The 25157-nt window shown below is 41.4% G+C and carries 23 protein-coding genes; 16 read left to right on the forward strand and 7 right to left on the reverse strand.

Features of this window, described 5'->3' with window-relative positions:
• Positions 1-131: 131 nt before the first annotated feature.
• Positions 132-335: a hypothetical protein gene (locus tag WC407_RS08535; RefSeq protein ID WP_373022196.1), complete on the forward strand. Its 204-nt coding sequence runs from the start codon at positions 132-134 to the stop codon at positions 333-335.
• A gap of 71 nt (positions 336-406) precedes the next feature.
• On the opposite strand, the gene WC407_RS08540 is transcribed toward WC407_RS08535, so the two are convergent.
• The 3 genes from WC407_RS08540 to hemB are packed head-to-tail and all read right to left on the reverse strand — an operon-like array spanning position 407 to position 3536.
• The gene (locus WC407_RS08540) at positions 407-1594 is read right to left on the reverse strand and encodes a multiheme c-type cytochrome (protein ID WP_373022197.1); all 1188 of its coding nucleotides are present in this window, start codon (positions 1592-1594) and stop codon (positions 407-409) included.
• A 9-nt stretch (positions 1595-1603) separates the two neighbouring features.
• Entirely contained in the window at positions 1604-2524 is a 921-nt protein-coding gene (argF, locus tag WC407_RS08545; protein ID WP_373022199.1) for an ornithine carbamoyltransferase, read from the reverse strand.
• Positions 2525-2570: 46 nt separating this feature from the next.
• A complete protein-coding gene (gene hemB / locus WC407_RS08550; RefSeq protein WP_373022201.1) occupies positions 2571-3536 on the reverse strand; it encodes a porphobilinogen synthase in 966 nt (321 codons plus the stop codon).
• 136 nt (positions 3537-3672) lie between these two features.
• Between hemB and WC407_RS08555 the strand changes: the two genes are divergently transcribed.
• The 10 genes from WC407_RS08555 to WC407_RS08600 all read left to right on the forward strand — a co-directional run bounded on the left by WC407_RS08555 (position 3673) and on the right by WC407_RS08600 (position 13834).
• Complete coding sequence (locus tag WC407_RS08555; protein WP_373022203.1) at positions 3673-4191, forward strand: EF-hand domain-containing protein; 519 nt, start codon at positions 3673-3675, stop codon at positions 4189-4191.
• Positions 4192-4370: 179 nt separating this feature from the next.
• Positions 4371-5351 (forward strand): NAD-dependent epimerase/dehydratase family protein, encoded by a 981-nt coding sequence (locus WC407_RS08560; protein WP_373022204.1) that lies wholly within the window; start codon positions 4371-4373, stop codon positions 5349-5351.
• Complete coding sequence (locus WC407_RS08565) at positions 5352-6743, forward strand: glycosyltransferase (RefSeq protein WP_373022205.1); 1392 nt, start codon at positions 5352-5354, stop codon at positions 6741-6743.
• Positions 6740-9766: a tetratricopeptide repeat protein gene (locus WC407_RS08570; protein ID WP_373022206.1), complete on the forward strand. Its 3027-nt coding sequence runs from the start codon at positions 6740-6742 to the stop codon at positions 9764-9766. The genes WC407_RS08565 and WC407_RS08570 overlap by 4 nt, the downstream gene beginning before the upstream one ends.
• A gap of 9 nt (positions 9767-9775) precedes the next feature.
• The gene (locus WC407_RS08575; protein WP_373022207.1) at positions 9776-11038 is read left to right on the forward strand and encodes a nucleotide sugar dehydrogenase; all 1263 of its coding nucleotides are present in this window, start codon (positions 9776-9778) and stop codon (positions 11036-11038) included.
• Positions 11039-11131: 93 nt separating this feature from the next.
• Positions 11132-11911 (forward strand): peptidylprolyl isomerase, encoded by a 780-nt coding sequence (locus WC407_RS08580; protein WP_373022208.1) that lies wholly within the window; start codon positions 11132-11134, stop codon positions 11909-11911.
• A 143-nt stretch (positions 11912-12054) separates the two neighbouring features.
• Positions 12055-12654: a GTP cyclohydrolase II gene (gene ribA / locus WC407_RS08585; RefSeq protein ID WP_373022209.1), complete on the forward strand. Its 600-nt coding sequence runs from the start codon at positions 12055-12057 to the stop codon at positions 12652-12654.
• Positions 12651-13229 (forward strand): 16S rRNA (guanine(527)-N(7))-methyltransferase RsmG, encoded by a 579-nt coding sequence (gene rsmG, locus WC407_RS08590; protein ID WP_373022210.1) that lies wholly within the window; start codon positions 12651-12653, stop codon positions 13227-13229. Before ribA ends, rsmG begins: the two co-directional genes overlap by 4 nt.
• 2 nt (positions 13230-13231) lie before the next feature.
• Positions 13232-13441 carry a PP0621 family protein gene (locus WC407_RS08595; RefSeq protein WP_373022211.1) on the forward strand — a complete coding sequence of 70 codons (210 nt, stop codon included), beginning with the start codon at positions 13232-13234 and terminating at the stop codon, positions 13439-13441.
• Positions 13442-13834 (forward strand): hypothetical protein, encoded by a 393-nt coding sequence (locus tag WC407_RS08600; protein ID WP_373022212.1) that lies wholly within the window; start codon positions 13442-13444, stop codon positions 13832-13834.
• On the opposite strand, the gene WC407_RS08605 is transcribed toward WC407_RS08600, so the two are convergent.
• On the reverse strand, positions 13831-14844 hold the full coding sequence (locus WC407_RS08605) for an alanine racemase (RefSeq protein WP_373022213.1): 1014 nt from the start codon (positions 14842-14844) through the stop codon (positions 13831-13833). The two genes, WC407_RS08600 and WC407_RS08605, sit on opposite strands and share 4 nt — an antisense overlap.
• Before the next feature lie 48 nt (positions 14845-14892).
• On the opposite strand from WC407_RS08605, the gene WC407_RS08610 reads away from it, so the two are divergent.
• Positions 14893-15906, forward strand: a complete 1014-nt coding sequence (locus WC407_RS08610) for an agmatine/peptidylarginine deiminase (RefSeq protein ID WP_373022214.1) — start codon at positions 14893-14895, stop codon at positions 15904-15906.
• 182 nt (positions 15907-16088) lie between these two features.
• On the opposite strand, the gene WC407_RS08615 is transcribed toward WC407_RS08610, so the two are convergent.
• The gene (locus WC407_RS08615; RefSeq protein ID WP_373022215.1) at positions 16089-16877 is read right to left on the reverse strand and encodes an HDOD domain-containing protein; all 789 of its coding nucleotides are present in this window, start codon (positions 16875-16877) and stop codon (positions 16089-16091) included.
• A 322-nt stretch (positions 16878-17199) separates the two neighbouring features.
• Here WC407_RS08615 and WC407_RS08620 point away from each other — a divergent pair, with 322 nt between their 5' ends.
• Together WC407_RS08620 and WC407_RS08625 are read left to right on the forward strand one after the other, a co-directional pair.
• Entirely contained in the window at positions 17200-18879 is a 1680-nt protein-coding gene (locus WC407_RS08620; protein WP_373022216.1) for a putative bifunctional diguanylate cyclase/phosphodiesterase, read from the forward strand.
• 45 nt (positions 18880-18924) lie between these two features.
• Positions 18925-21054: a TonB-dependent receptor domain-containing protein gene (locus tag WC407_RS08625; protein ID WP_373022217.1), complete on the forward strand. Its 2130-nt coding sequence runs from the start codon at positions 18925-18927 to the stop codon at positions 21052-21054.
• A 35-nt stretch (positions 21055-21089) separates the two neighbouring features.
• On the opposite strand, the gene WC407_RS08630 is transcribed toward WC407_RS08625, so the two are convergent.
• Together WC407_RS08630 and WC407_RS08635 are read right to left on the reverse strand one after the other, a co-directional pair.
• Positions 21090-21647, reverse strand: coding sequence for an NUDIX domain-containing protein (locus WC407_RS08630; RefSeq protein WP_373022218.1), 558 nt, complete (start codon positions 21645-21647; stop codon positions 21090-21092).
• A gap of 12 nt (positions 21648-21659) precedes the next feature.
• Complete coding sequence (locus WC407_RS08635) at positions 21660-22853, reverse strand: peptidoglycan DD-metalloendopeptidase family protein (protein ID WP_373022219.1); 1194 nt, start codon at positions 22851-22853, stop codon at positions 21660-21662.
• A 116-nt stretch (positions 22854-22969) separates the two neighbouring features.
• Here WC407_RS08635 and WC407_RS08640 point away from each other — a divergent pair, with 116 nt between their 5' ends.
• Both WC407_RS08640 and WC407_RS08645 read left to right on the forward strand, forming a co-directional pair.
• A complete protein-coding gene (locus WC407_RS08640; protein WP_373022220.1) occupies positions 22970-23767 on the forward strand; it encodes a plasminogen-binding N-terminal domain-containing protein in 798 nt (265 codons plus the stop codon).
• Between the two features lie 3 nt (positions 23768-23770).
• A complete protein-coding gene (locus WC407_RS08645; protein ID WP_373022221.1) occupies positions 23771-25156 on the forward strand; it encodes an FAD-linked oxidase C-terminal domain-containing protein in 1386 nt (461 codons plus the stop codon).
• Position 25157: the final 1 nt, after the last annotated feature.

Genomic DNA, 25157 nt, shown 5'->3' on the forward strand with positions numbered 1-25157 from the left:
TAATATCTCCTGACAAACATAGTTTAATAAAAAATAAAGTTAACCTTTAGTTTCATTTCGTCTAATTTTTGTCTAAAATTTTTAATCTTTATCGATTATACTTCCAAAAATTTACTCCAGGAGCAACGATTATGTTTACTGTAAAAATGGAAAAAGAGTGCGGCTGTTTCAAGCGCAGTGGTATAGAAAATTGCAAAACATTTGACAATCGTGATGATGCAATGCAAGAAGCAAAAGAGTGGTCAGAAGAGATGAATGAGACATTTTGTAAAAAACATAATTTTACTGTTGTAGAAGAAGGCAATGACTTAATTATCAAAGTCGATATGAACTAGGATTTATATATGCCAAAGGGATATATTTTCCCTTTGGCCACACACTTTTATGAAGAGAGCAATAGCGTTATTTAGAGTTTTAAATTTAGCTTTTTAATCATCATTTTTTTCGACCAAATCGGATCTTTCAATTCCAACATCTCACGTACCTCATCATTTACCAATCGATAAGAAACAACCACTGACACAGCATCAGCACTTGCTACTAATGGCAATGAAAAGGTTTTAGCGCCCAAAGCCGGAATGGAGACACTGTTCATACTCTTTGCCGCCAAATGAGGAATGGTAGGCTTATCCCGCTTGTTCAAATAGTGGGTAGAAAGAGAAAGGGCTTCCGTTTTGATCACTTTTCCTCCGGCCATGTAATAAGCCTCGATCAAAATCTCACGCGAACCAAAGCCGTTTGGTAATGCGTGAGGCTGAGGATTTGTCAATGTCACTTCCAGAGAGCGTGTACTTTTGCGGACATCAACATCCAATGCACCCTGCCACATTGTCTCCGTATGTGCCCCTTTAAATCCATGTTCACGAATTAAACGTTTATGCTGTTGCCCATTTTTATCCGGCAAGGTAGCAGCAACTCCCTCTTTGCGTGTTCCCATATGACAATCTACACACAATTTGCCATTATTTTGAAATTCTGCTTGCATGTTAATAAAGCGAAGTCCTTCTTCTGAACTGTCATTGGCATGGCACACAAAACAAAGCTGATTGGGATTTGTATCCATAAAATCACGTGGCTCGACTTTATGATACGGTGATTTAGCATCTGCATACGGACCGCTCATCATACCGGATTTTATCCAAGTAACCCGGTTTATCCCCCGTTTATTGTCAGGTAGATTATCATGTATTTGATCGATGTTATGGCATACGACACAATTGATTCCTTCGGAAATCGTATCACTGTGAAGCGCTTTATCCACAGCTGTCCCTTTGTCAAGCTTCAAAGCAGCTATAGCTTCATAGTCTGCGTTGGTAGAAGTAACGGCGATGCGCGGGTTATGACAAGTAGCACACTCAACCTTCACGGCATTGAGTGACTTATGGTTTTTGCGTACAACATAATCAATGGTTTTCTGAAAATATTCATCGCTCTCATAATGCGATTTAGCATGCCATGAAGTATCCCATTGTGCAACGATATGATTATGGCACGCTTTACACTTACTGGAATCTTTATATCTGTCCCCGACAGCCACAACTTCAGCCGCATAAGCTCCCAAACTGACCAATCCAATCCATAACAACCAACGCATTAGCACTCCTTATCGATGTTTATCTAGCCAAACCATCAACCCTTTTTGAGCATGTAGACGATTCTCCGCCTCTTCCAATATAAGACTTTGTTTCCCTTCAAGTACCGCTTCACTCACTTCTACTTCACGGTAGGCAGGAAGACAATGGAGAAAAATAGCATCCTCCCGAGCCAAAGCCATCAACGCTTCATCTACGATGTAACCTTTAAAATCATTAATACGCTGTGTTTTCTCGTCTTCCTGCCCCATCGATATCCAGGTATCTGTTGTCACAACACTCGCGCCGACAACCGCTTCTTTCGGATCGTTCGTAATAGTGATTTTAGCCCCGCTCTCTTGGGCCAACTCCATCGCATCTATAACAATAAGAGGATCACACTCATACCCTTTTGGGGTCGCCACACGCAATTCAAATCCAAGTTTCGCCGCTAACATCAGCCAAGAATGGGTCATATTATTTCCATCACCGACATAGGCAACAACCGGATTGATATCTTTACCGCATTCCATCATTGTCATATAATCAGCAAGAAGCTGCACCGGATGGTAACTGTCACTGAGTCCGTTAATCACGGGAACTTTTGAGTGCGAAGCGAACTCTTCGAGCTTAGAGTGCTCATAGGTTCGGATCATTACCATATCGCACATCGAAGAGATAACACGCGCCGTATCTTTTACCGGTTCACCACGCCCCAAATGGATATCCCGATTGGAGAGAAACAGGGCATGACCGCCGAGTTGGAACATTCCGACTTCAAAGCTGACACGGGTACGTGTCGAACTTTTTTCAAAAATCATCGCCAAGGTTTGATGTGCTAATCTTGGCTTAAACACTTTGGCTTTAACCTCATGTTTAATCTCTAATCCCAAAGCCAAAATTTCTAATATCTCTTCTTTGGTGTAATCTTTCAGCGTTAAAAAATGTCTCACGGTGTTCCTTCGATACAAAAAACAATCATATCATAAAATTATTTTATTAGTTTAAAAGTTTGGCTACTTCTTTAGCATGGTAACTGATGATGATATCAGCACCGGCTCGTTTGAAAGCAACCATCGTTTCCATCATCACCCGATTATAATCGATCAGACCGGCATTTCCGGCAAATTTAAGCATCGCGTATTCGCCACTGACATTGTAGACTGCAAGAGGTAATTGAGAAGCTTCACGGATATCTCGGATAATATCAAGATAAGCCAATGCCGGTTTCACCATCAGAATATCAGCCCCCTGCGCTTCATCTGCAAGGCTCTCTCGAATCGCTTCACGACGGTTTGCAGGGTCCATTTGATAGGTTGAACGGTCTCCAAAACTCGGGACCGATTCGGCAACATCCCGAAACGGTCCATAGTAGCCACTGGCAAATTTGGTCGAATAACTCATGATGGGAAGATTCGAATATCCGCCCCCATCGAGGGCGTCACGAAGCGTCGTAATAATCCCGTCCATCATTCCCGATGGAGCGATCATATCAGCACCGGCACGTGCATGAACCAACGCCTGCTGTGCCGAAATACCAAGGGTTAAATCATTATCCACGGTTTCATGAACATGATCCAGAATACCGCAATGACCGTGATCGGTATATTCACAAAAACACAGATCCGTCACGACAAATATTTTAGGATAGGCACGTTTGATAGCCCGAATTGCGGTGGCAATGATCCCGTGATCGCATAGGGCATCAGAGCCAACGGAATCTTTCACCTCCGGAATTCCAAAAAGGATAATGGAGTAAATACCCAACGATTGGAGCAGTTCACACTCCTTTAAGATCTCATCCAAACTCATCTGATAAACACCCGGCATCGAAGAGACTTCTGTTTTGATCCCCTCCCCAGGTCTGACAAACAGCGGATAGATAAAATCAGTAACGTTGACTTGGGTTTCACGAACCATTGTGCGTAATTGCGGGTTAAGTCGAGTGCGGCGGAAACGCTCCATATATAAGACTCCATTGAAAAAAATAATGGTTAGATTGTATCGCCAGTTAGTTTAATTATTCATATCACTATAAAGGTACGCTTTTTGCTTGTATGCACGTGCGCTTTGCGCACCCATTTTCGATAAGGAGGTCAAAATGACAATCAGCGGCAATTCTGCCATGTCATCTTATGTGTCTCAGGTATATTCCAATAAAAATGTACAGAGTCAAAGCGGTGCCAGCGGTACATGGACAGACAACAGTGCCCAAAGTTTCGATGCAATAGCTCAACAACTTATGTCTGCACTCGATACCAATAACAGCGGTACTATCGATAAAACCGAATTTTCTCAAGCGGCTCAAGCACTCTCCAATAATACGGCGGACACTACTAAAGTAGATACTGCTTTTAGTAAAGCAGATCAAAACGGTGACGGTCAAATCAGCTCGGATGAGTTTTTGAATGCACTCAAACAAGCCAGTGCTCAAACTCATAAACAACATCATCACAAACCGGCAGCCGATACTGCTGCAACACAAACCAGCCCATCTGCTACACCTTCAGATTCCGCATTATCACTCAGTCAGATGCAGAAAAATTTGTTAAGTAAGATATTAGCTGCTTATGGCAATTCAACGACAACAACTGGATCAACCACCAATCTTTCTGCTTGAATTTTTTTTAGCACGCCTTATGAGCTTCGTATTGAAGCTCCGACGACACTGAAGAAGCACTACTCATTATTACATCTGCTCATTCACATACGATACCACCTACTAAAGTCTTTTTTAATCTTAACAGAGTTAGGATAGGTATAAAAGAGAAGCCAAATATTCGTAGAAGGTGGTACCCCATGCATGTACTTATAACCGGAGGAGCAGGATTTATCGGATCCAATCTGGTCACTTATCATCTGGAAAAAGGGGATAAAGTCCATGTCGTTGATAACTTATCAACCGGCCGTATAGAAAATATTGCCCCTTATATGGAGCATCCCGATTTTATCTTCGATGAAGCCGATATTCTTGTATGGAATGAATTGGAAAAAGCGGTTAATTGGGCAGACCGAATTTATCATATGGCTGCTGTGGTCGGTGTCTTCAGAGTATTAAAAGAACCTATTTCTGTTTTAGCAACCAATATCGCCGGATGTGAACGTATTTTACGGGCTCTTCATACCAGTCACTGGAATACAAAACTTATCATTGCTTCAAGCTCGGAAGTGTACGGTAACCGCTCCGAAGATGAACTGCTAAGTGAAGACATGGAACTTCTTATCAGCCCTGGGCATAACAGTCGGTGGAATTATTCTATCAGTAAATTGGCAGATGAAGCTTTTGCCCTCTCATATGCTCGGCAGTACAATATGGATGTGACCGTTATCCGTTTCTTCAATGTTATAGGCCCCAATCAGACAGGCAAATACGGTATGGTAGTTCCCCGATTTGTTCGGCAAGCCGTTCGAGAGGAACCGATCACTGTTTTTGGAGACGGAACCCAAAAACGTTCATTTTTGGATGTCAGAGATGCCGTAATCTATTTAGATATGTTGGCCAATAATCCGCAAAGCCGTGCAGAAGTAATCAATGTCGGTACCAGACGGGAAATTAGTATAGAGCAATTAGCCAATATCATTAAAAATGAATCAAACAGTGCTTCTTCTATCGAATATATATCGTATGATGATGCATACGGAAAAGATTTTGACGAAATATTTCATCGAAAACCAAATCTTGAGAAACTTATAAAGTTTACCCATTATCTACCGCAATGGAGTCTTGAAAAGAGTATTATCGATTTAATTCAACGTCAACACGCTAAAAAGGAGTACTAAATGGCCGCAACCCCCTATTTCGTCCTTAGCCCGAATCTCATATTGAGTATTGTGGGTATGTTTCACGGTCCTGATAAAACCGTACCTACTCCATCGGAAGATTGGAAAGAGGCAACCGTTAACGTAATTATTCCCGCCTTTAATGAAGAAAAAAATATCCCCTTATGTCTTGCTTCGCTTGCCAATCAAACCCTTAAACCGCAACGGATTATTCTCATTGATGACGGTAGCCATGATAAAACCGTACTCTATACTCAAGAGTTTTGTGCTGCCAACAACATGGAAGTAACCATTATTCAAAGAGAGCACTCCATCGGTAAAACACCCACCATTAAACGACAATCCAGAGAGTTTGAAGCCGATGTCGAATTTATCCTTGATGGGGACACCTATTTAGAATCGATCAATTATATTGAGAGGACGGTTCAGGAGCTGTATCAGGCAGTCGGCATTGCCAGTGCATGCGGAACAGTTGTTCCTTTGCGTGACAGTGATCGTAAGATGATGATACAGACCCCTATGATTCAATCTTTTTTACACCATTTTCCAGACGCTGATTTACTACAAAAACAGGACTTTTTTCATATTCTTATGCGTAAACTTAGCAATGTATATCGCGATTCACTGTATATCTTTTTACAAAAATTTGTTTATCACGGACAAATGATCTTTTTTGGCTCTGTCACCAATCCGGTTGGTTGTGCAGTCGCTTATCGTCAAAAATATATCCGTGATCTCTTTGATCAGTATGAACCTATACTAGGAGATGATTTAACCAATTCCGAAGATATTTTTATTGGTTTTGCCCTACTCAAACATGGCTATCGTAATATTCAGCTAACGGATATTTATGCACGCTCTCAAGAACCTGAAGCCGAAAAGCTTCCTGCTCAAATCTACATGTGGTCTTCCTCCTTTTTTCAAAGTTGCTACTACTTTGATGAGTTGGTGCGCAGTCCCCTTAAATCTTTCAGAAACTATCTTCACCATCGCAAAATGGAAAAAGAACAGGGAGAAGAAATCCGTCATTTACGTAAAATACAAGAACCGTATCGTCAACCATTCGGAGATAATGTGACAATACAGTATGGTCGGCCTATGGGATGGGTTATTTTTGTCTCTCTTATTGAAAAAACATTTTTTCCAGCAACACTGTTGGTCATGATCATTCTTCATATGTGGTGGGCGCTAGGATTGACAATGGCAGTTGAAACAGTAATATCAGTCACCCTTTTAACGGCTGTAAGCAATAAAGGGGAGCGTTTAAATTATTTTTTCAAAGGAATTGTTGCAACACCAATGCGGTATGCAAGTATTATGTTTGATTTGTATACGATGAGCCGTTTCGCAATCGATATTTGGATAACCCGCAATAAAGGATGGAGAAAATGAGATACATTGCTGGATTAGTACTTACAGGAGTCCTTGCTATTGCGGCAGAAATTCCGCAAGATGGGTTAAAAGCAGAAATGGCTGGAAAGTGGAATGAAGCGGCAACTATGTATGAAAATGTTCTTCAAAAAGAGCCGACACGAACCGATTTATATGTACGTCTTTCCAATATTTATGCGAAAGAAAAACAATTTGACAAAGCAGCCGATGTACTCAATCGAGCTATTGCTATTAATCCAAAGCAGGCTGATTTGTATGATAAGCTAGCTTCGATCTATGCCGTCTTAAATCAGCCGGAACTAGCTCTTGCTGCACGCGATAAAACAATTGTACTCGAACCAAAAAATATTACCTATTTGGTAGCTCATGCAAAAGTCGCTAACTGGTGCAAGAAATCAGATATTGCCACCGAAAGTTTTAAAAAAGCACTTGCCCTTGATCCAACCAATGAAGATCTTCTTTTTTTACTTTCTCAATCTTCAGAATGGGCACGAAAAGATGTCGAAGCAATCAATTATTACCAAAAATATCTCGACTATAATCCTGATAATTTAAAAATTTGGCTTCTCCTAGCAAATATGCAAGTTATGCGGGGTGATTTAGCCGGTTCGAATGAGACACTGAAAAAAGCCTATAATCGTTTTACTCCAAAATCTCCGATTCAACCGACATCTTCAACCACTATCCCTGATATAGCCATTCCGATACTCGAGTACCATTGTCTTGATAAAACTGCTCCCAATATGTATTGGGTTTCTACCTCTGAATTTGAGTCTCAGATGGATGAATTGGTAAAAAATGGATATCACTCTATTACGATGGATACTATCGGAAAAGCAATAAAAGAAGGAAAGCCTCTCCCTGAAAAACCGGTTGCTATTACTTTTGACGACGGATGCCGAAATCTTTACACACAAGCATTTCCAATTCTCAAGAAAAAAGGCTTGAATGCTGAAATTTACGTTGTGACTGACTCTATTGGAAACAATGATGCAGAAAGAAAAAGCAGCACTACAGCCAAACTTGGAGAGAATGGTGAAAATTCGTTTACCGATTATCTTACATGGCCGGAAATAAAAGAGATGAGCGATGCTGGCTGGGGTATCGGGAGCCATTCAAGAGCACATACGGATATGAATGAGATTAATGCATCCGCACGCTTTCATGAACTCTTATACTCAAAACTTGCAATATTGGCCAATACTCAACTTAATGTTACCTCATTCTCTTATCCATACGGTTATGGTATTGGGGGAACGGATATTCATAATGATCTATCTTCTTTGGGGTATACAACAGCAGTTGCTTCAACAGGAGGGATAGTACAATTAAAAACCACTAATATGTTTGAGATTCCCAGAATTATGATATATGGACCAAAATCTTCAATTGATCCGCAAAGTAAAGGGATTTCAGTAATAAGTGACCCCTCTCGCCCAAATGATGGATTCATATATAAAATTGAGCCTAATGAAGCTGAAAAAAGATATGAAAAAGCAAAATTTCTTCTCAGTTCTCGAAAAGAGAGTGAAGCTCTTATTTCTATTAATGAAGCGGTTAGGCTTTCTCCGAATACCGTACGTTATCTGAAAACACAACTTCAACTTGCCGGTGTTTTGAATAATGCTTCGATTGCGGCAGAAGCTGCAACTAAATTACATGCCCTCGAATCAATAGATGAAAATCTTCTGACTCTTGCCCGTACGTATGTAGCGGATAACAGACTGAATGATTCAGTTACAAAATATGCAATGTATCTCCACCGTCATCCCGATCAAAAAGAGGTATGGTTGGAATATATCCAACTTCAAATTTGGCTGGGGCATTATGCAGCCGCACTGGAACAGTTAGAGTGGTATAAAGAAAAATTTGGAATCGACGACCCCTCTTTGGAAATAAAAGCTCAGGCATTAAGTTGGGGAAATCGTCAACAATACGCTTTCCCCATCCTTGATTCCACATTGAAAAGCCATCCTAATGATTATAATGCCAACTATACTAAAACCGTAGCTCTGGATAAAAATTTACAACCGATAGAAGCCGTCGAAAATCTTAATAAAGTGGAAGCATCTCGTCCGGATGCAACCCTTCAAAATGACTTTCTCCGTAAATTTATTACCACAAAAAATCGTTCTTCGGTTACGGCAGGTTTTCAATATTATGACGATTCATATCACGTAAACGATCTCTCGGGAAGAGTAAACGGAGAGTATGTCCTCACTCCGATAACAAGATTGAATGCGCAAATTCGTGTAGATGATTTACAGGCCAAAACCATCAGTGGCTACCAACAAGACAATGGAAAAGAAAATGCCCGTTACAGCAGTGCCACAGTAGGTATTAACCATCGATTTTCACCACGTCTAGCATTCAACGGGGCACTCGGAGGGGCAAAAACAGAAACATCAAGTGATGTTATTTATACGGTCGGTACTTTATGGTCTCCGGTCAATGCATTTTCAATGAATGTATCATACGGACATGATTATTTTGTTATTTCACCGCGTAGCATCAGTCGTGATATCAAAGATAACAATGTAAAAATGGAATTGCATTGGGAACCAACCATGAAAATCGCCGTTGATATTTTTAGCAAATATGATTGGCTTTCGGACAGTAATAAACGATGGGAAATTGATTTGTCCCCGAAATGGCTGATTGCACGAACACAATACTGGAATTTAGATATCGGGCCAAGTGCCCGTTTTTATGGCTATGACAAACAATTCACCGATCATGGATATTATGCACCTGAACTGATCCAAGGTTATTATGGAACGGGATATCTATATTGGAAAAAGAATCAAAATGACGGTGTTGGATTAGTCGTTTCAGTCGGAACCATTTATGACAGCTATGTGAACAGATCCAAACCTGGTGGAGGGGCAACGGTTGAGGGAACATTCGGTTTTTATCAGGACTGGATGCTCAAAGCAAGTGTATCCCTCGATTATAATTCACGGTTCACAGATCAGTCGTATCGGGGAAATAATTTTTCCCTTTATGTCACACGTCGTTTTTAAGAGGTTAGTATGTCCAAAAAAATATGTATCATCGGAGGCGGATATGTTGGCCTCCCCTTAGCAGTAGCCTTTGCTGAATATTTTTCTGTAATTGTTTTGACAAAAACCAAAGCTCATGCAGAAGAACTTTCAAAAGGGATAGATCGTACGCAAGCATTTAGTAGCGATGAACTCAGAAGGCATCCAATAATCTTTACTTCGGATATTTCAAATACGTCTGATGCAACCGTCTATATTGTTACCGTTCCTACTCCGATTTATGATGACTATACCCCTGATCTTTCTCCTGTAGAGGATGCAACCAAAAGTATTGCATCAGTTCTCAAAAAAGACGATATCGTCATTTATGAAAGCACCGTTTTTATCGGATGCACGGAAGAATTTTGCGCTCCATTGCTCGAACAAAAGAGCGGTTTGAAATTTAATAAAGATTTTTTTTGCGGTTTTAGTCCTGAGAGGATTAACCCTTCCGATACGGAACGAACCATTCATACCGTTGTCAAAATTATTGCTGGTTCTACCCCTCCTATCACAGAACAGATGAAAGAGATGTATGGAAAGATCATCCATGCTGGGTTACATATTGCCCCCTCTATAAAAGTTGCCGAAGCATCCAAATTGATCGAGAATATCCAACGAGATGTCAACATCGCACTCATGAACGAGTTAAGTCCCCTTTTTAAAGTACTTGGAATAAACACTAACGATGTGATTAATGCCGCATCAACTAAATGGAATTTTCAACCCTACCGTCCGGGTCTTGTGGGCGGTCATTGCATCGGTGTAGACCCCTATTACATGCTTTACAACGGAGAGAAACAAAACATTCCTCTTCCTCTGATTGCGCTTGCACGAAAAACCAATAATGCCATGTCTCATTATGTAGTCGATTCTACCCTTGAATTACTCCGACAACACAGCATTAAACCATCAGATGCCAACATACTCATGCTAGGGATTACCTTCAAAGAAAACTGTCCTGATATCCGAAATTCCCAAAGTGCCCGCATTTTTTCTGCCTTAAAAGCGGCAGTTAATACAATAGACCTTTGCGACCCGATCGCTGATCAACAAGAAGTTTATCGAGTGTATGAGATTCGAACTATTCCAATGGCTGATTTGAAACCGAAACGATATGATGCCGTTATCATAACGGTTGCCCATACTCTCTACAAAACCCTTGAGATTCAGAAATTGTTACTACAAGAAAATGGGATAATTATTGATTTAAAAGGATTACTTCCTTTAGGCAAAAGCAGCTTCACCCTCTAAAAGTTGATTCGTAAAATATGGAATCACACATTGTTACCAAATTTCGATAAACTAACTGCCATAGAAAATAAAAACAAACCAAGGAAAATTACCATGACAAAACGCTTTATCGGTTCCGTCATAACCGCATTATGTATTACTTCGTCTCTTCAAGCCCATCCAATCGCACCGGATGAGATTAAACAATTTGCTGCACAAGCGTTGCAAATCGATTTTGATAAAGCTCCACAGGACGTTCAGCAAAAAATATCGACTGAATACACTCAGCGAATAAAACTAGCAGAAACCCTTGTTGTTAAACTCAAAAACGATCCGGAATATATTCGTCTTTCCGAAACACTCGCTCTTGATTTATGGTCAAAACGGATCGCTGATACTATTAAACCTTCCGACGAAGAGTTACAAAAAGTATACAGTGAAGCAAAAGATTTAAATGTAGCACCAAGCTATAAACTCCGTCATATCGTTGTTGCACAAGAGACATTGGCGGATGATCTCATCAATCAGTTAAAAGCAAAAACAGGTGAAGAGCAAAGTAAGCTCTTCGCTTCATTGGCAGCAGCACAAAGTTTGGATCAAAACACTAAGCAAAAAGGGGGTGCAATCGGATGGGTTGATTCCGCAGCACTTCCTCCCGTTGTCAACAATGAGCTAAAAGGTAAAGAGGCTGGGAATCTTGTCAAGATGGCTGCAGGTAAAGAGATGTGGGATGTTATTCTTGTGGATGAAGTGAAAGCGGAACATCGTGCAACGTTTGAAGAGGCTAAAAATTATTTGTCCAATATGATGCGCCAGCAAGCGGTTGAAAATGAAGCAAAGAAAATTTTGGGCAGCAGTACAACAGCTCCAAAGCCAACAGGAAAGCATAAATAAATCTTTAACATAGGCAGAGAAACCCTCTCTGCCTATAATATTTCTTCTGACACCCCAATTTTTACGGAATATCGGACTATTACGTTCCCATAGAGGATACGAATACGCCTCTTTTATTTAGGAATTCAGAAACAACGATTATAATGGCACTAATGAAAACAACAACACCCACTTTTGAAAAATCTTCCATCGCCAATCTCCCCAGCAAATATGGGCATTTTAAGATCCGTGTTTACAAAGAGGGGATTCAAGAGCATCTCGCTATCTTTACTGAAAACTTTGAGCTCCAAGAAGCTCCACTTGTACGTATCCACTCTGAATGCCTTACAGGTGATACGATGGGAAGTATTAAATGTGATTGTAACAATCAGTTACACAAAGCATTGAATCTGATCGCCGATCAAGGTGGAATGGTCATCTATCATCGCCAAGAGGGGCGCAATATCGGATTGCTTAACAAAGTAAATGCCTATGCACTCCAAGATCAGGGACGCAATACGATCGAAGCGAATGTGGAATTGGGTTTTGCACCGGATCAGCGGACCTATGACGTAGTGCGTGAAATTTTTAATGATTTCGGGCTCACAAAAATTCGTCTCTTAACCAACAATCCGGCAAAAGTCTCTATCGTTGAAGAGTTGAATGTCGAAATTACGGAACGTATTCCGATCATTATCGATTCAAATCCTTACAATGAAGGATACCTTAGGGTAAAAAAAGAACAAATGGGGCATATTTTTTGAGCCGATTACACCAACTATTAAAGAATGCCGGAGTAAACGTCAATGAACGTTTTTTCGAGCGGGCTGAACAGTACAAAGTATTACTCGCAAAATGGAATAAAATCCATAACCTAACGGGAGCAAAAACAGCCGCTCAAATCGATGAATTTATTGCCGATGCTATTGCCCCTATCACTTTTTTACCCCCCGTTAAAACCGTTATGGATATCGGAACAGGGGCAGGATTCCCGGGAATGATCTTGGCGATGGGAATGGACGATACCCATTTCACCTTAGTGGAGCCTCTTGCAAAACGGGCTAGTTTTTTGCAGTTCGTAAAAGCGGATCTAGGGCTTAATAATGTTGATATCAAAGCCATGAAAGTTGAAGAGTTACCCTCAACGCGATACGATCTTATTACCTCGCGCGCTGTAACCGATACCCAAATGTTGTTAAAACTTTCTAAGCCGTTTTGTGATGATAAAACCCTTTTGCTCTTTTACAAAGGGGAAAAAGTGTATGATGAAATTGATGAAACGCTGAAGTATCAAATTTTTCAAACAGCTAACCGTCACTATCTTCTAATCGAGTCTTAAAAATGTTATTAAAACTATTGCTTTTTGTCGGTCTTGTAAGTACCGTCTATTTTGTATTTTTCAAGAAAAAAAGTCTCTCAGCACCCAGAAATGATCATTCACAAGAAGAGGCAATGATCCCCTGCGCCCAATGTGGAACCTATGTTCAGCTCAAGGAATCATTAATGAGAGATGGAAAATACTACTGCTCACACGAGTGCCTGGAGGCCTAAATGCTACTGTTCGGACACCCTTATATCGCCTCGGAGACGTTTTATCATATTGAATCGCTCGAAGCGATTCGACGCACTCCGCCCAATTCCATAGTCACCCTTTTCTTCACCCCTGAAAATCTTGATTTGATTGAGCATTTGCGTACACACGGTATACGCTTTGCCCTTCACATTGATTCCGTTACCGATGCGGTCATAGGGGAGAATTTACGCGCTACCTATCTCATTGTCAATCCCAAAGCGGGTATCGAAATTCAGCGTGTCGCAGAACATTATCTTTTTGATGCAAAAGTATTAGGGTATGTTGAAGATATGAGCAGTCTTGAAAAATTGATTGATCTACGGCTCGATGGAGCCATTTTTGCCGACGCGATTATTAAAATAACCTCTTAATTGCGCCATTCCCGTTTTAACTCTTTATCCAAACACGCCAAAATCTCATATCCGATCGTACCTACCGCTTTGGCGTATTCATTGGCGTTATCAAAAATAAGCAGCTCATCCGCATCACTCGAAAAAGCTGCATTATCCATCGAGATACGTCCGCGCAGCGCAATACCCTCAGGGGTGATGTAGCGGTTGGAAGCAAGGCGATCCAATCCGTTCGCATACCCTAAATCATACGTCGATATCACCTCATCCTCCTTCGCTTCATAAATGCCGTTATAACCGATCCGTTCCCCTTTTTTCAAAACGCGGGTAGCAATTTTATCTCCATACAGTGAGAGAACCGACTTAAGAGGCGGTTGCGGTAATGTCGTATCCATCTCCAAACATCCATATAATGCAATACCGACGCGTACCATATCGTCACTGCAGTGCGAACGAAAAGTACCGGCAGAGTTCGATGCGTGAAAGCGAAGATGCCACTTATACTTTTTGGCAAGTTTCACGGATTCTATTTTGATTGCATCAAACGCTCTACGCTGCCAGTACCACTCGCTGCTTAGAGTATCGGCACTTCGAAAGTGGGTAAACACACCCTTACAGATCAATCCCTGCGCAGAGATTTGTTCAAACGCTTTACTAAGAGCCGAAGGGGAGATACCGTTGCGGTGCATCCCGGTATCCATTTTCAATTCGACATGAGTACCGCGAGGAAATAAAGGGATCGATTCGAGGGAGTTGATGGCATAGCTAAACGTTTCATTGGGACGATCAGGCATGTCGGCTAAAATCAAAATACGCTCAAAAAACTCGACAATCTCTGCCGCTTCACGCTCCAATCGCACAACAGCATTTCGTACACCGTACTCCGACGCCGCTTGTGCGATCATGAGAGCACCATGGCCGTACGCGTTGTCTTTTAAAACCACGGCTATTTTATCTTTTCCACCGACTTGATGTGTAATAATGTCAAGATTATAAATCAGTGCCTCACGGCTAAGTTTGATCGATGCCATTGTTTCCCTACTGGGTGAGATGGTGAAATTATAGACCAAGGTAAATTAATGCGCTATTTCCCCGCCGAATTTGAACCCCAAAGTTTTGTCCAACTCATCTTTCCCCACCCGCAAAGTGACTGGGCACCCTATCTCGAAGAGGCACGTCAATGCTTCGTCAATATTGCCACCGCTGTCGCCCGCTATCAACCTTGCCTGCTCATCTGTGATGATGTTGAACTTGTCAAAAGTTATTTCAAAAACCAAGAAAATCTAATTTTTATTGCCTATCAGAGCGATGATACCTGGGCACGTGATTGCAGCGCATTAAGTGTCATTGATGAGGAGGAAGATGAGCCTTTACTCCTTGATTTCACCTTTACGGGATGGGGTGGAAAATTCGACTCATCCCGTGATAACGCAATGAGCCGTGCAATCAGCAACGTATATGGCGCACCAATGAAAAAAATTGACCTTATATTAGAGGGCGGCGGCGTTGAGACAAACGGGGCGGGAAGTTTACTCACTACGGCAGAGTGTCTTCTAAACCCAAACCGCAATACACACCTCACCAAACCTCAAACCGAAGCCATCCTCAAAAACGAGTTTGGCGTCGAGCAAATCTTATGGCTCAATCACGGCTATTTAGCCGGAGATGACACCGACAGCCACATCGACACTCTCGCCCGATTTATTGATACCGATACGATTATGTATGTCAAATGCGACGACAAAGAGGATGAACATTACGATGCTTTGAAAAAGATGGAGAGCGAGTTGCAAACTCTACGAGACATAGAGGGGGAACCGTTTAATTTAATCGCATTGCCAATGTGCAACCCGACGTTTTACGACGGTGAGCGGTTACCGGCAACCTATGCAAACTTCTTGATTATTAACGACGCCGTACTCTTGCCTGTCTATAACGATCCGCATGATGCCGAAGCAATCGCGATCTGCAAAAAAGCCTTCCACGGACGCGATATTATCCCTATCGACTGCTCCGTCTTGATCCGTCAACACGGATCACTGCACTGTGTCACAATGCAATTCCCCGAAGAAGTATCTTTAAAAGTAGAATGAATTCTGCCCGGCAGGGCAAGCTTCAGTGCCATAGTGGCGAGCGTAACCGAAAGGATTTTATCCCTTCGGTGTTCCAAATAAGAGCGAAAAACCGGAGTATAAAAAGTAGCCCGAAGCGACCAAAAGCAAAAAAGTAAAACCTATCTGTTTCATATTCATTTTGTAGTATCTCCCATAACTATTTACCCCTGAGTAAGTAGTATTTCATAGGCAACGTTGGCATCATTACGGTCGAAATTGAATTGTTTTAACATAGGCTCAACTTCTTCAAATGCTTTTATATATTTCAGATTAAAAAGAGTTCTTGCACACTTTATAGCCGCGCAAATTTCGGGTTCAAGCCCATTTTCAGGATTCAGTGAATAGCCTAAAGAATTGACAAAAAGCTTATCAAAATTCCACAATTCAAACAATGTTGCAGCCAATTCATCCCCTGACGCACCGACGACATTTTTTTCTTCAAGAGAGAGCTTTTCGGGTTCATCTTCCGTAAAGCAGTAAGCGTTATTGTTAAACATCAGAGAATAGGATGAAATCAAACGTCCGATTTCAAGGATGAAGGTAAGTCCTCCCAGCGATTGCAACATCGCGCGATGTTTTTTCCTAAGCCAAAGATCCAGAAAACGTTGTTGTTTTTCCATAACCGCGAACCATTGATCAACAGTAATGCCATACGGGGTAAGATCCGTCGAAGGATTCGCTTTTAACTCAGCGGTAAGAGCCATTCCTCGGATTGCCGAGATCCCGAAAAGGGCGATTGCTTGCGATATCGATGTAATTGGATTGCTAAATCCATGATAAGGAACATTCGAATAACGAAGAATATCGGTATACAAAAGCGGGTCAGATTCAATTAGCCGAATAAAAGCTTTTAAATCAACATCTTCAAAACGGCAAAGTTCATTCATTTTATTAATGGATTCAGATAACGGAGGAAAGGATTCTATCGAATGCAGTAAAGTACTATTCATTTATTGCCTTGTTAGCTCTATTTATAGGTTTTCTTCAAGAGCCTAATAATAACCAAAAAAGTCCCTAAAAATTAGGCTGAAAGATATTATACAACTTGGTAAAAAAATTAATAATTTCTATTATTACTTTCCTATAAGTAATAAATACAATTGAAAGTAGAACAATTGTTATAATGCGTCAAAAGTTATATTGCGATAGCAAAAATATCCCTATAAAAAATAAATTATTCAAAGCAGATTCTGATAATATGCCTTACTTTACTTACTTTACCCGCTTAAATGAGCGATTTAGTTGTCATTTTTCTGTTAAGAAAAGCAATTCATGAATAAAAAAGCCGATTTTGGATTACTGGATATATTAAAAAAAACCAATATTGATGCAAATCAACGTGAGTTTGAAATCATGGCTATGGCCATGAAGCATGCTTCAGACAGCATGATCGTTACCGACCGTAACAACAATATTATTAAAGTAAATAATGCCTTTGTTAAAACGTTCGGTTATCAAGAAAATGAAGTCATTGGGAAAAATCCTGATATTTTATCTTCCTTAAAACATGAAGTTTCTTTTTACCAATTTTTGTGGCATTCATTGTTAAAAGAAAAACACTGGAGCGGTGAATTATGGAACCGACGTAAAAATGGTGAACTGTTTCCGGCATGGGTGAGTATTAATGCGATCACCGATGAGAATAAAAAAATTCAAAATTATCTTGCTGTTTTTACCGACTTAAGCGCCTTACGAAAAAGTCAAAACAAATCCTTAAAACTAGCCTACTTTGACCAGCTGACTGAATTACCCAATCGTCAGAAAATTGTCTCAGATATGGGAGAAAAAAATCCTACTACGTGTGTAATTTTCAATATAGATGATTTTAAAGAGATTAATGACTTTTTCGGCATTGAAACGGGGGATGCCCTCTTGAGTCAAATCGGAAAATGGTTTTGCAGCATGAATTTTTCACCGTATCGAATCGGCGGAGATGAATTTGCTATTTTGCTCTATGAAGAGATTGTGTGGAATGATCTACACAGCCGAATTTCCGCATTGATGTCATTATTAGAAGAAAATGTTTTTGTTGTTGATGAGGAAGCTATCAATATCCGTATGAGCGTCGGCGTGGCAATTGGAAATGATAAATTATTAACACGTGCCGATATTGCATTAAACAGAGCCAAAAAAGATAAAAAGTCGATCGCTCTTTATGCCGAGCATGAAAATATAGAAGAAACCTATCGTGCAAATATGAGGATGAGCGCTATTATCCGCAATGCATTGAGTCAAAAACGGATTCTATGTCACTACCAGCCTATCGTGAATCTGACCGATGGAAGGATAGATAAGTATGAGACTCTCGTACGTATGCTTGATAATAATGGAAACATCCTCTCTCCCGCAAGTTTTTTAACCATTGCAAAAAAAGCCAAACTTTATTCTCATATTACAACCGAAGTAATCAATCAAGCCTGTACCCTATTTTCAACACGAAATGAGGAATTTTCTATCAATCTTTCTGATAGTGACTTACGAGATCCCTATATCGTTCAAGAGATTATTAATACCATTACCAAAACAGGTACAGCTTCTCGAATTGTATTTGAAATTCTCGAATCCGAAGGGATAGAAAATTATGAAGAAGTGACCCATTTTATTACACAAGTAAAAGCTTTGGGGGCCAAAATAGCGATCGATGATTTTGGAACCGGGTATTCAAATTTTGAAAATATTCTCAAATTGAGCGTTGATTATATCAAGATAGACGGTTCCCTGATCCAAGGGATTACCGATAATACGAGGCATCATATTGTTGTTGAAACCATCGTCAGTTTTGCCCATAAAATCGGCGCTAAAACAATAGCCGAATTTGTAAGTGATGAAGCAATTTACGCGGCTGTAAAAAATCTGGGGGTTGATTATTCCCAAGGGTACTATACCGGAAAACCGGAAAAACTCCTCCACTCCATACCGTTTAAACAGAGTGTAGACTTAACACTATTGTAACACTTCTTCCGTACAATTCTTCATATTTACTTAAGGATTTAAAGTATGAAGAATGCTGCTCTTCTCTCTTTAGCGGCCATTGCCGCTCTCGCCTCGGAACCGCTCACGATCCAAAAACTAACCGTCGAAGTCGATGCACCAAAATCGGATGTCACCGCGGTTGACATGACACAATTACCTGCGGCTACCAAAATGTCCGGAGATTCCGCTACCTTATTAGCCGATTTACCCGGAGTCAGTCTCTATTCCAACGGAAGTACCGCTTCCCTGCCCGTCATTCACGGTATGGCCGATGATCGTGTTAAAATCGATATTGACGGCATGACTATTACCTCGGCATGTCCAAATCACATGAATCCTGCACTCTCCTATATCGATACCTCTAAAATTGCCGTTATGGAAGTCATGGCGGGCATTACTCCGGTAAGCTATGGCGGTGACAGTATCGGAGGAACCATCATTGTAAAATCCAAAGATCCTGTATTTGCTCAAAAACCAGGCGAAGTGGTTATGGGGGGCAATTTAAGCGGTTTTTATCATAGCAACAACGGCGCACGCGGCGCTGCAATTAATGCCAATGCCGCCAATGACAAAATCAGCGTCAGCTATTCAGGCTTTGCTGAAAAAGCAGGTGATTACCGAGATGGAAACGGAAAACTTGTTAAAGCTACACTGTATCAACAACAAAATCAAGCCGCTACCTTGGCTTATAAACTTGATGATGACAATATTCTCTCTCTCAAAGTCGCTAAAACCTATGTTGATTATGCAGGTTTCCCAAACGAGTACATGGATATGCTCGATAATACCTCCACTAACTTTAATTTGATCTACAAAGGACGTCTTGGAAATCTTTTGTTGGATGCCAATGCTTTTCGCCAAAAAACCGATCACTATATGAATAAACTTTTGACTGAGCGGATCGGAAATATGCCAATGCATACTGAGGCGGTAGAGACGGGCTTCAACCTCAAAGCAACTCTCCCTCTTTCAAAAGAACATACCCTCAAATTTGGAAGCGATATGGATCGCTACAAATTAAATGATTGGTGGCCTGCTGCTGGAGGAACCAGTACAGGGATGAATCCTAATACCTTTGTTAATATTAATGATGGTCATCGGGATCGTTTTGGATTATTCGCAGAAAATGTCTCTCAATGGAACGATAAACTTTCATCGATTATCGGGCTACGCACCGATATTGTAACCATGAATACCGGAAATGTTACGGGCTATAACAGTACCAATAATGACCCCACCGATGCGGCCGGTTTCAATGCACGGGATCATTCAAAACGGGATGTAAACTACGATTTTACTGCAATGTCCAAATATGAGTATAGTAATTCCAGTGATTTTGAACTCGGCTTCGCCCGCAAAACACGATCTCCTAATATTTACGAACGGTTTGCATGGGCAGGAGGATACGGTTCAAATATTACCGCTATGGCAAGTAGCCCAATCCGAATGGATATGGCCATGGTAAACTGGTTCGGAGACGCAAACGGTTACGTAGGAAACCTTGATCTTAAACCTGAAGTTGCCAATACCATTAGTGCGACACTATCCCTCCATGATGCAGCACAAAAAGAGTGGGGATTCAAATTTACCCCTTATTACAGCAAAGTTCAAAATTATATTGATGTCAAATATTTAGGCAAAGCAACCACGGGTAACTTCACGAATATTCAACTTCTACAATTTGTCAATACCGATGCTCATCTTTTCGGGGCTGACCTCTCCGGATATGCAACCCTTTGGGATAATGCTAATAGCGGAACCGGTACGCTTAGATCCGTCATCGGATACACTCGCGGAATACGCGATGATGGCGGATCCCTCTATCATATGATGCCATTTCATGCTAAAGTCAGTTTAGATCGTGTTTCCGGTGCATGGAACAACGGTATTGATATTCAAGCCGTTGGTGCAAAAGATTCCGTTGATACCCTCCGCAAAGAACCGATGACTCCGGGATATGCACTTGTCGATCTTCGAACCGGTTACCAAATTTCAAAGGATATTAAATTTGATGTAGCAGTAACCAACCTTTTTAACAAAGCGTATGAAATGCCACTGGGAGGAGTGGATGTTGTCAATTATACCGCCAGTAGCTATACCCCGTTACAAGGGATGGGACGATCCTTTAATACCGCATTGAATATCAATTTCTAGATCGATTTTAGTTTCGTCATCCCCCTATGGGGGCACTACACTCGATTTTCAAAAAACCATCCAAAGCCGAACATTAGACCCGGTGTTTTGGCTTTGGTCTCATCCATCACAAAATATTTTGCATCCGCCACATCGATATACATGACTTCGATTTGTTCCGCTTCGATTCCGCCCCCTTCACTGACACGCATTGATTCATTAACCGATGCAACGTAGAGCGTTTGAACCGAACCGGCAAACCCCACTGCGGTGTAAAATGACGTTACACGTTCAATGGAGTCTAACGGTACCTGATATCCGCACTCCTCAAGTATCTCTTCCTGGGCGATCTCAACCAACGATTTGTCTTTATCCACAATCCCTGCACACAACTCATACGTAAAACCGTCATTATTTTTGAGATAGACAGGGGGACGAAACTGCCGCACGACGATCAGCGCTTGGCGTTCTTCATGATACAGAATGATCGCGACGCTATCATGAACATCCACCATATCCCAAGTTTTTGCTTTTCCTTCCTGCGTATATAGCATACGTTTAGGTTGAATAAAAGCCGAAGTACTGCATGGGAGAATTTCAACATCTTGAATCACAAGAACCCCTTATCAGAACGGTTTAGGCTTAAATGTTCCACTGTCAACATAATAGATATCTTGGAAATCGACATATTTGTGTGCTACCGGTTTAGATGAGAGTTTTTGTCTGAAAATACGATCCAATTTATCGCGGATTGCAAGAAATACCCTCCGCTCTTTACCGCTAAAGCCTTCGGTTTTCTTCTTCATAACGCTCAGAGGATCGATCGGTGTCGAGCCGATGTACATCCCAAAATGCAAATGGGGACCCGAAGAGAGACCTGTAGACCCCACATAACCGATGACATCCCCTTGTTTCACGGATGAGCCCAGATGTATTCCGCTTTTAAATGCTTTTTGATGGGCATACAAGCTTATATAACCGTTGGAATGGTGTATCTTGATCGTATTTCCATACCCCCGGGAAAATCCCTCAAAACAAATTTTCCCCTCACCCGTTGCCAAAATAGGTGTTCCGGGGCGAGCCCCAAAATCGACCCCTACGTGCGCCCGATAGCGGTGGAGTACAGGATGCCAACGACTTTTGGTAAATCCTGAGGTGATACGCGGGGAACAGATCGGTGCCTTGAAAAGAAATTTTTCGTATTGTCCCCCTTTGGCATCGTAAAAGCGTCCGTCACTGTGGCGGTACATTGCAAAATGTTTTCCCCCCATATCGATCATTGCACCATGAATTTCCGGCATAGAAAACGGTTTTCCGAGGCGATATTTTTGATCATACACCAAAACCAAAGGATCACCCACTTTGAGATCACTTTTAAAATTGACTTTCCCTTTGAACATTTTGACAAAAGTAGCCGCAAGATTTTTTGATCCTGTCGCGTTAAGGATGTCGTCATAGGGGACACTTTGAATAGGAAGATAGAGAACTTCACTGTGTGTCTCACTGATAATCGGAACTACTTTCAACCCATATTTTCTTTTGGGCGTAAGATAAATTTGCAGCTGTAACTCGTCATTCACAGGGATTAAAATTTGTTGAATAAGATGTTTATCATTAAGTAACATTTGACAATTTGCGTTATACGGGATATCTTCCGTAAGCTTTTGATCTTCTTTATCAAGATTGTAGTAAATCGCAAGAGGGAGTTTTTTACGTTCCAAAAAGGTTAGAAAACTTTCACCGTCATTCCACTTAAACGGTTTTATCGAAGCACTGAAAAGAAGTATAGGAAGTAAAAGTAAACATAAAAATCGACACATTACTATCCTTAAAAACTATTCTGAACCTCAAAAGAGTCTTAAATAATATCAAAAAATTCGTTTACAAATGGATGTTTAGCTATAATCCGAACTACTTACTTTTTAAAAAGGTTACTATGATGCGCATTTGGCTTTATTCTCTTATCTCTTTTAGTGCGCTGTGCGCTTCACCTATCTCAACCCCCTTACTTACCGTAGAAGGAGAACGCGCGGCCATTGAAGCTCCCAACTTGCGCGTCGGTATGAGCGGTTTCATCGTCCGCAAATTTGACACAACGCACAGTACCATTATTGCCAATGCACGTGTCGAACAAACCAATCCTTCTAATAACCGTGCTATTTTACAGATCAGCAAATACGACGGTCTTAGCCAGAGTGCCCTTCCAAGCGGTATCTGGAGCCCAAAACCTTCGGATGAAGCCATTATAGCCTACGATTATGGACGTGCCCTTGTCATCGCTCCAAATGAAGACACCTATGAATCTATCACAAAAAGCATTCCCAATATCGAGTGGATTCATCCGGATAATTATGCAACCTTTCTCTCTCACGAAGGTCATCCGACCCCTTTAGTTCAAGATTTTCACGATTACTGCACTGCCAATTCGATCGGTCTTCTTTATATCCAAAGTGCACAAACCCTATTTACCCTGGATTGTAAAAGTTTTACCCTCTTGGACAGTGCCCCTTCCATCCCAAAAAAGGGGTCGGCTCAAACACCGTTTTTTACCCATGTTCCAAAAATTAGAGCTGCATGGTGGGGAACGGGAAGCTCACAACTGGGAAGTTATGAACCTTATTATCTGGAACAAATTGCTTTAAATAATTCAACAAATCACAATTTATATGAGCTTTACAAAGCAAAATTTAGCGATAAAAGTGCACTATTGCACCACTTCCAAATTAAGGAGTAAGCGATGTTATCCGCTTCCGCCATCGAATTTTTCACCACATTATTGGGCAAAGAGAATGTTTACAGTGATAAAGCGCACTTAATTGCCTATTCGTATGATGCAACTCGGGAACATTTCGAACCCGATCTGGTTCTTTTTCCTCGCCACGAAAGCGATGTTAGCGATATCCTCAAATACTGTAATGAACACCGAATCGTTATCGTCCCTCGTGGAGCCGGAAGCGGTTTCACCGGAGGCGCGCTTCCGGCATCCGGAGGTATCGTCCTCGCATTTGAAAAACATATGAACAAAATTTTAGAGATCGATATGCAAAACATGGTCGCTATCGTTCAACCGGGTGTCGTCAATATGGAACTGCAACGTGCAGTTGAAGAGGTTGGCCTTTTTTACCCTCCCGATCCGGCAAGCCAAGAATATTCTACTATCGGCGGTAACGTCAGTGAAAACGCCGGCGGAATGCGTGCTGCCAAATACGGCATTACCAAAGACTATGTCATGGCAATGCGTGCAGTACTCCCAAACGGTGACATCATCAAAGCGGGTAAGCGTACGATCAAAGATGTAGCAGGATACAACATTACAGGCATTTTGATTGCCAGCGAAGGGACGCTTGCCGTCACTACCGAAGTGACTCTAAAACTCCTCTCAAAACCGAAAATGACCAAAACAGCCATGGGAATTTTCCCAACCGTTCATGAAGCAATGGAAGCCGTTTATAAAACCATGGCAAGCGGTGTCACCCCTGTTGCTATGGAATTTTTGGACAATCTCACCATACGAGCGGTAGAGCAAATCTACCATAAAGGGCTTCCCGTAGAAGCCGGAGCGATCTTGGTTACCGATGTCGATGGCAATCTCGAAGAAGACCTTGATTTTCAACTCGCATTGATCAAAAAAGTCTTTCAAGAAAACGGATGCAGTGAATTTAAAATTGCTCAAAACAAACAAGAAGCCTCCGACTTATGGTTTGCCCGACGCAATGCGAGTCAATCGCTCTCCGTTTACGGCTCTAAAAAAATCAACGAAGATGTCACCGTCCCCCGTTCCGCTCTCCCCGAATTACTGGAAAGATTCGATGCCATTGCTAAAAAATACGCTATCAATATCCCCTGCTTCGGTCACACGGGCGATGGCAATGTCCACACCAATGTAATGGTAGACGGCAAAGACCCGGAGCAGGTCAAAATCGGCTATGAAGCGATCCGTGAAGTATTTCAAGCCACCATCGATCTAGGCGGAACCCTTAGCGGAGAACACGGTATCGGCTTGGCCAAAGCCCCATATATGTCCATGGCTTTTACCGCTGAAGAGATGGCTCTGTTTCAATCGATCAAAAAAGCCTTTGATCCCAACAATATCCTTAATCCGGCGAAAATGGGGCTTAAATAAC

The organism is Sulfuricurvum sp. (genome assembly GCF_041651515.1).
GTDB lineage: Bacteria > Campylobacterota > Campylobacteria > Campylobacterales > Sulfurimonadaceae > Sulfuricurvum.

Coding starts and splice junctions, on each gene's coding strand:
- WC407_RS08535 (WP_373022196.1), top strand. CDS start 132: ATGTTTACTGTAAAAATGGAAAAAGAGTGCGGCTGTTTCAAGCGCAGT.
- WC407_RS08540 (WP_373022197.1), bottom strand. CDS start 1,594: ATGCGTTGGTTGTTATGGATTGGATTGGTCAGTTTGGGAGCTTATGCG.
- hemB (WP_373022201.1), bottom strand. CDS start 3,536: ATGGAGCGTTTCCGCCGCACTCGACTTAACCCGCAATTACGCACAATG.
- WC407_RS08555 (WP_373022203.1), top strand. CDS start 3,673: ATGACAATCAGCGGCAATTCTGCCATGTCATCTTATGTGTCTCAGGTA.
- WC407_RS08560 (WP_373022204.1), top strand. CDS start 4,371: ATGCATGTACTTATAACCGGAGGAGCAGGATTTATCGGATCCAATCTG.
- WC407_RS08565 (WP_373022205.1), top strand. CDS start 5,352: ATGGCCGCAACCCCCTATTTCGTCCTTAGCCCGAATCTCATATTGAGT.
- WC407_RS08570 (WP_373022206.1), top strand. CDS start 6,740: ATGAGATACATTGCTGGATTAGTACTTACAGGAGTCCTTGCTATTGCG.
- WC407_RS08575 (WP_373022207.1), top strand. CDS start 9,776: ATGTCCAAAAAAATATGTATCATCGGAGGCGGATATGTTGGCCTCCCC.
- WC407_RS08580 (WP_373022208.1), top strand. CDS start 11,132: ATGACAAAACGCTTTATCGGTTCCGTCATAACCGCATTATGTATTACT.
- ribA (WP_373022209.1), top strand. CDS start 12,055: ATGGCACTAATGAAAACAACAACACCCACTTTTGAAAAATCTTCCATC.
- WC407_RS08595 (WP_373022211.1), top strand. CDS start 13,232: ATGTTATTAAAACTATTGCTTTTTGTCGGTCTTGTAAGTACCGTCTAT.
- WC407_RS08600 (WP_373022212.1), top strand. CDS start 13,442: ATGCTACTGTTCGGACACCCTTATATCGCCTCGGAGACGTTTTATCAT.
- WC407_RS08605 (WP_373022213.1), bottom strand. CDS start 14,844: ATGGCATCGATCAAACTTAGCCGTGAGGCACTGATTTATAATCTTGAC.
- WC407_RS08610 (WP_373022214.1), top strand. CDS start 14,893: ATGCGCTATTTCCCCGCCGAATTTGAACCCCAAAGTTTTGTCCAACTC.
- WC407_RS08615 (WP_373022215.1), bottom strand. CDS start 16,877: ATGAATAGTACTTTACTGCATTCGATAGAATCCTTTCCTCCGTTATCT.
- WC407_RS08620 (WP_373022216.1), top strand. CDS start 17,200: ATGAATAAAAAAGCCGATTTTGGATTACTGGATATATTAAAAAAAACC.
- WC407_RS08625 (WP_373022217.1), top strand. CDS start 18,925: ATGAAGAATGCTGCTCTTCTCTCTTTAGCGGCCATTGCCGCTCTCGCC.
- WC407_RS08635 (WP_373022219.1), bottom strand. CDS start 22,853: ATGTGTCGATTTTTATGTTTACTTTTACTTCCTATACTTCTTTTCAGT.
- WC407_RS08640 (WP_373022220.1), top strand. CDS start 22,970: ATGATGCGCATTTGGCTTTATTCTCTTATCTCTTTTAGTGCGCTGTGC.
- WC407_RS08645 (WP_373022221.1), top strand. CDS start 23,771: ATGTTATCCGCTTCCGCCATCGAATTTTTCACCACATTATTGGGCAAA.